This window comes from Pelosinus sp. sgz500959 (assembly GCF_042610375.1).
GTDB lineage: Bacteria > Bacillota > Negativicutes > DSM-13327 > DSM-13327 > CTSoil-075.
In genome coordinates this window covers 1-10440 of the sequence record NZ_JBGJZL010000031.1, presented here as the reverse complement: position 1 = coordinate 10440, position 10440 = coordinate 1, and the positions used below count along the sequence as shown (strand labels likewise).

Sequence of the window (10440 nt, the reverse complement as noted above, 5' to 3'; positions counted from 1 at the left end):
ACAGAAAAGGAAGAATGGGCTAAATATGAAGAAAAATCCAACGCAAAAATTAAAGCTGCTGGCGTTACAATTACTACTGTTGATAATGTAGCTGAGTGGCAAGCAGCCGTTAAACCAGTCATTGATAAGAATGGTGCGCAATTTAAAGATCTTATCGATTACATACACACTTTAAAGTAATATAAAATAGAATATCTAACTATCCAAAGGGGCTATTCAGAACTCGGTTGAGTTTTTGTAATAGCCCTTTTCTGTTATATTTAAAGTCTTAGCTTAGTAGTATAAAGGAAACAGGTAACGACGAAACAAGGCAATTGAGAACGCCCCCATTGCCCTTCATAAATTCCATAGGTATACGACCTTAAAGTGACTTTGCAATATTTATCTTGTAAAATAAACTAAATATGATAGAATTTATAAAAAATAATACATGCTATAAAGGTATTTTCGTATGTTGCAACCAATAGTTGCGACATATGAAAAGCAGAATGTATCGTGCAACCGTCCCTTTTTTTCTATAATAAGAGCCAGAACATGATCTACAGAAGTTCATGATCTATATCCCTAAAAAAGGAGCAATCTCTAATGAATATTGAAATTGCCAACCGTTTCGTTAAGTTAAGAAAAGCTAACTGCCTGTCTCAAGAAGCTTTGGCCGAAAAGCTTGGCATTAGCCGACAAGCTGTAAGCAAATGGGAACGAGCCGAAGCCTCTCCCGATACTGATAATTTAATTTTATTAGCAAAGATCTATAAGATATCCCTCGATGAGTTGTTGTTTAGTGAAGAAGAGCCTAATCCAGACAACCAAGCTAGTGAATCAGCCGCCAAGCGACCAAACGAAAAAGAAGACCTGCACAATTTCAGCGGCATCCATCTAAAAAGCGATGACAATGAAGTCTATATCGGTCCAAATGGAATCTATGCCACCGACTTTGCTAAGCAGGAAAGTGTGCATATTAAAGACACTGCCCATATTACAATTAATGGACAAGATTATACTTTTAAAGAAGCTCGGGAAAAATGGGGACATAAATACCGCCACTCCACGCAGTTCCCCATTACACTGATTGTCTCCTTTATTTATATTGCCATTGGCGTATTCTATAATATCTGGCACCCCACTTGGCTGGTTTTCCTGTTGATTCCTATTAGCAGCAGGATTGCCTCCACAATCCAGCATAAAGACTGGAAATTACTTCCCTATCCTCTTGTCGTGGTCGCCATATATTTGACTCTGGGCTTTTTTTATGACGGTTGGCATCCAGCGTGGATTTTATTTTTAACGATTCCTCTGTATTATTCCCTTATCAGTTATTTCCGCCAAAGAAAAACTACGCCGAATACTTGATGGCCTTCCTAACATAATCTTTCCCACTCATACAAAACTCCTGCAAAAATTCTCGTTAGAATCCTTGCAGGAGTTTTTCGCTATTATAAATGATAAGGTTCTCCGTACCGGGTATAGCGGCAAAAATTCCGGTCACCAAAAGCCTCTTGCGATGAAGTCTGAAAGCAAACAAGCCTCGTCCAGCCAGTTTACTTGGCATCGAGGCTTGTCCCATATTTGTTACTTTTTTCGGCGGGCAAGCTGTTCTGGGGTACCATAGGCACCAGTGAAGTAGTTATGGCTGAAAACGACTTCCAGAACACCGCTTTGCCCTGCGTCTGCTAAGCGTTTGGCAATCCGGTGCTTATCTTCATTTGCCTCCATCGGGTTCACCGTCTTGCGCAAACCGTTGATGACCTCTCCGAGCTGATGGTAGGGGATACCGACCCCCAATTCGTCCTTGGCCCACTGAGCAACACATCGGGTTCCTGAGCAGAGCATGGAGAGATTAGGCATATTTTTTTCAAAGGGATAGGAGGTACACTCCTGACAGATGGCACACATTCCGGCCATTTTGATATCCTTCAACTGGCCTTTGTGGTAGGCATAACCCTGGGTAATCCGCATCGCATTATGCGGTGTTGTGACAATGACGACCACATCTGGCCTATTGGTCTCATCATAGGCTTCGAGGGGCATAATTTCTACCCCGGTGCATTTGTGAGCGCAATATACCATATCCTTAGCAACAGAACGGCTAACACACAGATTTTCATAAACGCCTAACTTCGCATGCCTGCTTCCGGACAGAGCCTCTTCGCCAACCGGCGCCATCCCAAGTGCCCTGGATGCCGCAAAGCACGCGCAGTGTGCCGCGTCCATCTTGCATAAACGGCCTTCGCCAGCCCATTTCACCGCCGTACAGTACGGCATACCGCCGCTAAGCCCAGCAGCCTTGCTTGACACGTAGTCATCTTCCGTCAGCAAAAACCGTATTCCCACTGGTTTTCGCCGCAAATCCAATAAAATATCTAGCCATAAGGCGTCATTTCTTGGCATTTTCATCACCTACCATTACTAGTTAAAATATTCGTACAGACCGCCGTAATGCTCCTGAGCGAATTTGCGGACTTTCTCGTCGCGGAAGGCATTGACCAAATCAACCGCCCATTTGGCCTCAGCATTGCTGGCTTTGACGACTACGCCCTGCGGATAGTTTTCCGGGTGCTTATCTCGGATCAGATATCCTTTGAAATCCTTGTTGGCATTCCTCATATGGCTGAAGAAAGAAATAGAAGCGTCGACATCAGGCAGTGCACGAACGGTCTGCGTTTGGTCCATATCCTTAAACTTAAAACCACGCGGATTTTGAGCAATATCAAGTACTGAGGCTTTAGTTGTATTATCCTTAAGGGTGATGAGACCGGCGTCGCTAAGGATGCGAAGAGCCCGGTCCATATTCATGGCATCGTTCATGAGAGCGATAGTCGCGCCGTTCGGAAGCTCGCTAACACTCTTGTATTTTTCCGAATATAGTCCCATACCAACCGCGTAGAGATATGGCTTTACCATAACCAGATCTCCTTTGTTGGACTCATTAAAGCTTTCCATGAACGGTCTGTGAACAACCATGACAGCATCCACACTGCCGTCATTGGCAGCCACCAGCGTATTTTTATTATTGTCAAAAACCTTATAGGTAACCTTGTAACCTTTTTCGGCCATAATGGGAACAACAGCTGCAACCAAGTCCTGAGTCGTCTCGGCGCAGGCAATTGTGATCTCTTTCTTGTCCGCCGTTTTAGGAGTATCGCCCTTGTTTCCGCCACAACCAGTCACAACTGCAATAACCATGCATAAGAGTACCACCAATCCAAGTCTTTTGAAATTCATTTACTTACAGCCCCTTTACCTGTCTTTACTTTTCTATATATTAGTTCTCCAAACCCTTGAATGACCAATACCATAATAAATAGGATTACTACAATAGCATACATCATCACATCATCAAAGCGTTGATAACCAAATGTCAGTGCTACCGCCCCTAGTCCCCCAGCGCCTACCGCACCGGCCAGTGTTGTGCTGGCCAGAAATAAAATAGTTGTCGTGGTCAAGCCTGCCACAATCGATGGCAAGGCTTCCGAAAACAGTACCTTGAACAATATCTGGCTATTGCTTGCCCCAAAAGACCGCGCCGCCAGTATGACATTGCTGTCTACTTCTAGCAAGCTGGCTTCCATGTAACGGGCAATAACAGGAAAAGCAGCCAACGTCAACGGTACAATCGCCGCCTCTTCTCCAATCGAAGTACCTACGATTGCTCTTGTCACCGGCGATATGGCAACAATAAGAATAATGACCGGGAAAGATCGAATCATATTCACAATAAAGCCAACCGTCCTGTAAACCTCTCTGTTTGGCTTTAGTCCATAAGGTGAAGTCATTACCAACAAAATAGCCACGCCAGTACCAATAATGAACCCAAACACCATTGAAAAGAAGAGCATGTATAACGTAGAGCCAATAGCTGGGATAATGATTCCAGGCAGGTATTCAAACAACCTAGTAGTGGTTAAATCAAAGAACATCGTCCTTCCCTCCCGGTCGACCACCTGGCACTAACACGGTGCAGTCCATTCCCTTATTTAGGCAATAAGCCCTAGCGCGTTCAATATTCTCAACTGCAATACTTAAATACAAATGGCCACAGCTTTTACCATAAAATTGCTCAACATTCGCCGCTATAATGGTAAACTCCAGCTTGAGTTTTGACACGAAGTCATTTAAAAAGGCTTGATCAATACTCGTATCTCTCAGAGAAAGTCTAAGAATTCTATGACTGGCTGGAGCAACCACCTCTTTCTTCCCGATCAGTTCCAATAGGCTAGAAGGTTCAGCTAGAAAGGTCTCAGATACCTCCCCCACGGCGGCGATCTGTTTGCCTGTGACAATCGCCATCCGATTGCAGACACCTTTAACAACCGACATATCATGAGTTACGATTACAATGGTAATGCCCATCTGGCGGTTGACGTCGGCAAGCAGATCCAAAATCGACTTGGTAATCGCCGGGTCCAGAGCTGAAGTGGCTTCATCACATAGGAGGATGTCCGGTTCCAGCGTCAGCGCCCTAGCAATTGCCACACGCTGCTTTTGCCCCCCTGAAAGTTCATGTGGCAAAGCCATGGTTTTATCGGCAAGTCCTACAATCTCAAGCAGCTCCTGTGCTTTTTTTCGTCTTGCCTCTTTTGGATAGTGCCAGCACTCCATCGGCAGCATTACATTATCAATTACCGTTCTCCGATTCAGCAGCGCAAAATTTTGAAAAATCATGCCTATTTTCCGGCGGAAAGATAACAGGTCTTTTTCCGAAAGTGCTGAAATGTCCGTACTATTCACAATGATTTTGCCTTTATCAAAGCTCTCCAAACCATTTATGCATCGGAGTAAGGTCGATTTTCCCGCACCGCTTTGCCCGACAATACCAAAAATCTCACTGCGTTGGATATTCAGATTAATGTTATCCAATATAGCAATCCCATTGTAGGCTTTGTATAGATTTTGAATTTGTATCATAGTCCTACCGCCTCATCACCATTATCCCTATCAATTCCTATCTACATATATATTGATAAAATTTGCAGCTACTATAAATTTTCATAATAACTTTCAATATTTTCGATAATGTTTCTTAAAATCCCTCCCCAGCCAGCAAATTAATTACGTTTATCAAAAGGAGATTCTGCAATTACATGATCTAAGACTCACAAGGGACGGTCCTAATTGACAACCTTTTTAAAAAAACCTTGTGTGACAAAAAGGACCGTCTCCACGAGTCACCACGTCCCTTGCAGTAAAACCAATGCCTATATTTCATTGATTTTACTCGCTGTATGAGCATTAACGTTTTCTCCTTCGCTTGTAAAATTAACTCATAACTCTAATTTCTTTTTATTGAATGCTGAAGGAACAAACCTGTATGCTTCTTTTTTATCCATTTTTGTTATGTATCTTGTCGCAATACGCTCTCCGCAGTTGGGACAGAATATCGCTCCGTGATAAAGGGAAAAGTCAATAGACCCTTCTATGATTCGCTCATTATACATTTTAACGAAGTTGCTTTCGCCAACTTTCTGATATTTTGCAATAAAACATTTGCAGTAGGCACAGCTAACTTCTAAAATATGACTTCCTCTGACTTTTTTACAATTTGGGTTTTTATAGATTCCCATATTCTCTCTCATACCTTTACTTCGTGCTATTGAATTTTGCCATTTAATAATTAGTAAATCATCTTTATCCGCTCTGAATTTTGCAGAGCAATCAGGGTAGCAAGCACCACTGTAGGATTTATGGGGGTGGTGTCTGTGCATAAATAAATTATAAAAAAACTAATAAGACAAATCCTCCTTTGCCATGTCGGCGTACAAAAAGGACCATCCCCACGAGCCAAACTAAAAGTTCACTGCAGACTCATCTGTGGCTTGTTTTCTTTCGTGGAGATCATTTTTAGGAAGTGTCATCATTTGTAGTTGTTGGTATTCCACCAATGCTTGATTAGGCATTGACTGGAATTTGAGTTTATCCAACGCCTCCTTTGTCTGCTTATCGTTATCTTGCTTTTTTACCTCATCTGTTTTCTCGTCTTTATCCTTATCAACAGCAAGTCGACCAATCAGCACCTTGAAGTTATCTCCGATTACTATATAAGTGTATAGATAATCTCCGTCCCTTACAGTAACATAGCGCTGTCCTTCCGATTTACTCTTCGTATTTTGCGTTTTTTCATCTTTACGATCTCCCGTATTGAGGGATTTACTTTGTAACGGCAATGCAACTCCAGATATCTTCATATTTATCACCTTCCTTATTTTCTATAATTAATATCGTATAAAACAAGGACTAACTTTACTATTTTCTGTAAAGTAACACAATTACCATTACTCCTTCTATAATCTTAATTAATCTCTTTCATAATCGAGATTTCCTAGTATTTCATATTTTAAAAACTTGCTTTTACGCTATAGAACAAGGTTTAGTACCCGAAAAACATAAAAAAAAAGATAACCTTTCCGCTGCCTCAGATTGAAAAAGTATAGCTAAAGAAAATTTTTGGTTAGTAAATTTAAGGCTCAACACCAAAATGTGCGCTTGACGTATAGAACGGAGGGACAGATTCTTTGTCCCTCCTAAAACCACTTTAAGAACGATAAATATCTTGCATTAGTGGGGCACTGAACCTGTCCCCTTGTCCCTCACAGGTAGAAAAACAATACACCTGTACCTTGTTTCACATATGCCATCTATTTCGAGGACATCAAAAGAATTTCATCTTTACCACATGCTCTAACGACAATTATTTTCTCTACACTTAATAGACAGTCACTGTATTTCTCTTTATCTTAGCCTCATACAAAGCCTTATCCGCTGAATTTACCATAGAATCTCTATCAATACATTCATTAACACAGACTAATCCTATACTAATCGTTAACTTAAGGAAAACAGGTACTGCATTGAAATTATAGTTCTCAATGCAAATCCTAAGACTTTCGGCAATATCTATTGCACTTTCTCTGTCTGTTGCAGGGAGAACAATAATAAATTCTTCTCCTCCCCATCTAAAAACACAGTCATTTTTCCTAACATTTTGCTGCAGCGCATTCCCGACTTGCTTTAGTATTATATCGCCGGTCAGATGACCATAAACATCATTAACTTTTTTAAATTTATCAATATCTACCATTAGCAAGGAAGTAAATGTCTTTTTTATTCGCATATCCACTAGTACCTTATCAAGAAAAAGATAAAAGTAGCTTCGGTTATATAATCCAGTTAGGGCATCCTTAAAAATACTCTGAATATAAATACCACATCTGAATCCAAAGTATGCATCAATACAACCGACGACTAGCCAAATAAACCAATCTATATCTGAGAAAAGATAATGTTGAACTACATACCCTATAAAGTGCAATAAGATGATGTTAACCAAAATGATGCGTGAAGCCTGCATAGCAAATAAATTGTCCAAAATATAAAACCTGCCTTGCTTATATATTGCTGGTACTAGTCTTCCTATTCTTTATCTTTTGCAGAAAAATTCTTACTTTCTTAGCGATATAATACTTCATGGTCATAACTCAATAAGATAATCTTTCGGTGTTTCAATAGTTTTTAATTATCTTTTATCTCATTTATATTTACTATATATACGAGAACTCCTGCCACTTTTTTATAAAAAAATTGGCAGGAGTTCTTTTGCGATTATAAATGATAAGGTTCCCCTCGATTAATCTTAAACCCTCTATAAATCTGTTCCACCAGCAGCAGTCGAAGGAAACAGAGACCAGCTAGGCAAGCTGTTTATTCTTAAATCTTATAAAGAATTTTGTACCATTGCTACCTGTAACAAAATCCAGTTCCGCCTCATGCCTTTGAGCAATTCTGTAACAAACTGAAAGTCCAATCCCTATACCATTATCTTTCGTTGTACGAAAGGGGATTCCGATTGATTCTTGAATGTCTTTAGCGATTCCAGTTCCAGTATCCTGAATGCTGAGTACAACTTTTTCATCTTCAATGTAAGTCTTTATCTTTAATGTTCCTCTCGTTTTCATTGCTTCAATACCATTTCGAACTAAATTATGAATAAGTTGTCTTATCTCTCTATCATCATAATTAATAAGAGGTATCTCGTTTAAGTCCATTTGAAAATCATGCCCTAGGCGAAAAGCCTCTGCTTGTAATAACGGATAGAGTGTATAAATTGTATTATTAAGATTGTCATATTTCAATTCCACGACTTTATTTTTTGCAAGAGATAAAAATTCAGAAATAATTAAGTTGGCTCTATCTAATTCCTCAACCATTGTATCAAGTTGGCTCTTGAACGCTTTAAATTCGTCTTTTTTTTGAAACAGCTGTAAGTAGCCACGCACCGTTGTCATAGGATTTCTCACCTCATGACCTAAACTGGCCGCCATTTCACCTATAAGATTGAGGCGGTCAATATGAGCGATCCGTGTTTCTATTTGCACTCGTTCAATGATATCGGCACTTTGGCGAGCCAGTACGTCGAGCAGCTGTAAATCTTGATCATTGGGACGGCTAGGAGTATGGTAATGCGTAGAGAGCATCCCCACAAGCCGACCTTGACGACTATACAGCGGTGTGGACTGAACCGCCCATGCTCCCGCATCCAACATCACATCTAGTGAAGGTGTATTTATAAATATAGGGCTTTGGGTGATGTCTTCGATGATTACGCGTTCTTTTAATTTCATCGCAGCCCCACATGCAGCTTGTCCTGTATGAACAGTACTAAAAAAATCTAGAAACGGTTTTTTAAACCCACTATGAGCTACGATCTGGAGCGAAGAAGATCGTTCATCATATATCTGGATATTGCCCATGTTGGCATTTGTTATTATTACCGCCGCTTCAACAATTTCCGCAAGTAAATCTTGAAAGTTATTCTCACATATGAAGCGTGTACTTATGTGATGCAGTCGCTTCATAATTGATAGCTCAATTTCTAATCGATTTTTATTAGTTAAACATTTTTTTGTTATAAACGGTTCCACACTTTTCCCTCCTCTATTAAAGCTAAAAATCTTAATTTTGAAATTTCGCTACTGCATCTCAAAGATTATTTGCAAATCTGAATCATTCTTGACTAGCCAAAATAAAAAGAGGGCTATTCTATACATTCAGAACTAACTTTTTAAGCATTTAAACACTATAACGTGCTTTAATAATCTAATCTACATCCTCTATCGTTAATTGAAGCTTCGGATAACAACTGTTAAGCAAAGGAATAATTTGCCTTTATACAAATTATTCCTTTACTTCTACACGTTTATTTATCATTCCTGCCTAATTGTCAAAATAGAGTCTCTATCAAATACCTTTTTTAAAAAAATTCTTTTAAAGATACAGCTCAAGGTGAAAATAGGATCTGAAAACAAACAAGCCTCGTCCAGCCAGTTTACTTGGCGTCGAGGATTGTCTCATAGTTATTCCTTTTTACGGTGGGCAAGTTGTTCTGGAGTACCATAGGCACCGGTGAAGTAGTTATGGCTGAAGACGACTTCCAGGGAACCGCTTTGCCCTGCGTCTGCTAAGCGTTTGGCAATCCGGTGCTTGTCTTCATTTGCCTCCATCGGGTTGACTGTCTTGCGCAAACCGTTAATGATCTCCTTGAGCTGATGGTAGGGGATACCGATTCCCAATTCGTCCTTATCCCACGGGGACTCACAAGGGACTGTCCTAATTGACAACCTTTTTTTAAAAACCTTGTATGACAAAAAGGACCGTCAGACTGTGCGAAAACTCCAAAACTAATAAATAAAAATCTAAAAAGTGGAGGATATCCTTCACTTTTTAGATTTTTTTACTATATTGAATTGAAGAAAATGGTCATTTATGCATTAAAGTGGGGGATTTAAAATTGCAAAAATAGTTTTCGCACAACCTGTCGTCCCCATTCTCCTAATCCTCCGCCCCCATGTCGGCGTTAAGAGGATAGGCACCGTGTTCTCGAGAAACAATGTGCCTGTCCCCCTGTTTTTTATTCATAGGGCCCATGAAGAACACGTACCAAACTGTATGAGGAATATGATAAACAAAAAAAATCAGATTTTTATCTGAATTAACGGAACATACAATAGCAAATGAAATAACTCCACCCAAAGAGGTTCTGATGAAGGAAACCAAGGCAGGGTCTGGAATGACAACAGCTTAAATTTCTAAAGGAGCCACTATTATTACTGGATAGCCATACTATTGAATCGTTCGTCCTATTTACCTCTTGCAATATGCTCAACATCAAATTTATCAACACTATTGTACAATATTCTTATTCGCACAGATAGGCTGTGTTTTTCCTTTTTTTATTGTATGTTTCTAATGGGCACATACCTTCTGCCCATTAGAAACATACAAAATGAGAAGCCCTCAATCCCTGATTTTTCAAGGATTGAGGTGGATTGTCAACAGAAAACTAGACAGTTTCCTTAAGGGCTTTATTTTTATACTCCATCGGGCTAAGATAGCCCAACGTAGAATGAATTCGTTTATTATTAAACCAGTCTACATATTCCGTTAATT

12 protein-coding genes and 1 pseudogene are annotated in these 10440 nt (G+C 40.0%); 2 read left to right on the top strand and 11 right to left on the bottom strand.

All coding sequences use genetic code 11. From position 1 onward, the window contains the following. A pseudogene (locus ACAN52_RS21660) lies at positions 1-180 on the top strand (TRAP transporter substrate-binding protein); the annotation flags it as partial. A gap of 405 nt (positions 181-585) precedes the next feature. Beyond that, on the top strand, positions 586-1350 hold the full coding sequence (locus ACAN52_RS21655; RefSeq protein ID WP_378957203.1) for a helix-turn-helix domain-containing protein: 765 nt from the start codon (positions 586-588) through the stop codon (positions 1348-1350). Between the two features lie 219 nt (positions 1351-1569). Here the strand turns inward: ACAN52_RS21655 and ACAN52_RS21650 are convergent, their stop codons facing one another. The 11 genes from ACAN52_RS21650 to ACAN52_RS21600 all read right to left on the bottom strand — a co-directional run. Then, positions 1570-2388, bottom strand: coding sequence for a DUF169 domain-containing protein (locus ACAN52_RS21650; RefSeq protein ID WP_378957201.1), 819 nt, complete (start codon positions 2386-2388; stop codon positions 1570-1572). Positions 2389-2406: 18 nt separating this feature from the next. Beyond that, positions 2407-3183 (bottom strand): MetQ/NlpA family ABC transporter substrate-binding protein, encoded by a 777-nt coding sequence (locus tag ACAN52_RS21645; RefSeq protein ID WP_378957199.1) that lies wholly within the window; start codon positions 3181-3183, stop codon positions 2407-2409. Positions 3184-3218: 35 nt separating this feature from the next. Continuing rightward, a complete protein-coding gene (locus ACAN52_RS21640; protein ID WP_378957207.1) occupies positions 3219-3773 on the bottom strand; it encodes a methionine ABC transporter permease in 555 nt (184 codons plus the stop codon). 133 nt (positions 3774-3906) lie between these two features. Next, entirely contained in the window at positions 3907-4905 is a 999-nt protein-coding gene (locus ACAN52_RS21635) for a methionine ABC transporter ATP-binding protein (RefSeq protein ID WP_378957198.1), read from the bottom strand. Between the two features lie 356 nt (positions 4906-5261). Then, positions 5262-5561 (bottom strand): hypothetical protein, encoded by a 300-nt coding sequence (locus ACAN52_RS21630; RefSeq protein WP_378957197.1) that lies wholly within the window; start codon positions 5559-5561, stop codon positions 5262-5264. Between the two features lie 222 nt (positions 5562-5783). After that, a complete protein-coding gene (locus ACAN52_RS21625) occupies positions 5784-6182 on the bottom strand; it encodes a hypothetical protein (protein WP_378957195.1) in 399 nt (132 codons plus the stop codon). 518 nt (positions 6183-6700) lie between these two features. Beyond that, a complete protein-coding gene (locus tag ACAN52_RS21620; RefSeq protein ID WP_378957193.1) occupies positions 6701-7363 on the bottom strand; it encodes a GGDEF domain-containing protein in 663 nt (220 codons plus the stop codon). Positions 7364-7596: 233 nt separating this feature from the next. Next, positions 7597-7662, bottom strand: coding sequence for a 23S rRNA (pseudouridine(1915)-N(3))-methyltransferase RlmH (locus ACAN52_RS21615; protein ID WP_378957205.1), 66 nt, complete (start codon positions 7660-7662; stop codon positions 7597-7599). A 20-nt stretch (positions 7663-7682) separates the two neighbouring features. Then, positions 7683-8915, bottom strand: a complete 1233-nt coding sequence (locus ACAN52_RS21610) for an ATP-binding protein (RefSeq protein WP_378957192.1) — start codon at positions 8913-8915, stop codon at positions 7683-7685. A gap of 432 nt (positions 8916-9347) precedes the next feature. Then, entirely contained in the window at positions 9348-9563 is a 216-nt protein-coding gene (locus ACAN52_RS21605) for a hypothetical protein (protein ID WP_378957190.1), read from the bottom strand. Between the two features lie 770 nt (positions 9564-10333). Further along, the coding region (locus ACAN52_RS21600; protein WP_378957096.1) for an IS3 family transposase at positions 10334-10440 on the bottom strand (107 nt) is incomplete at its 5' end.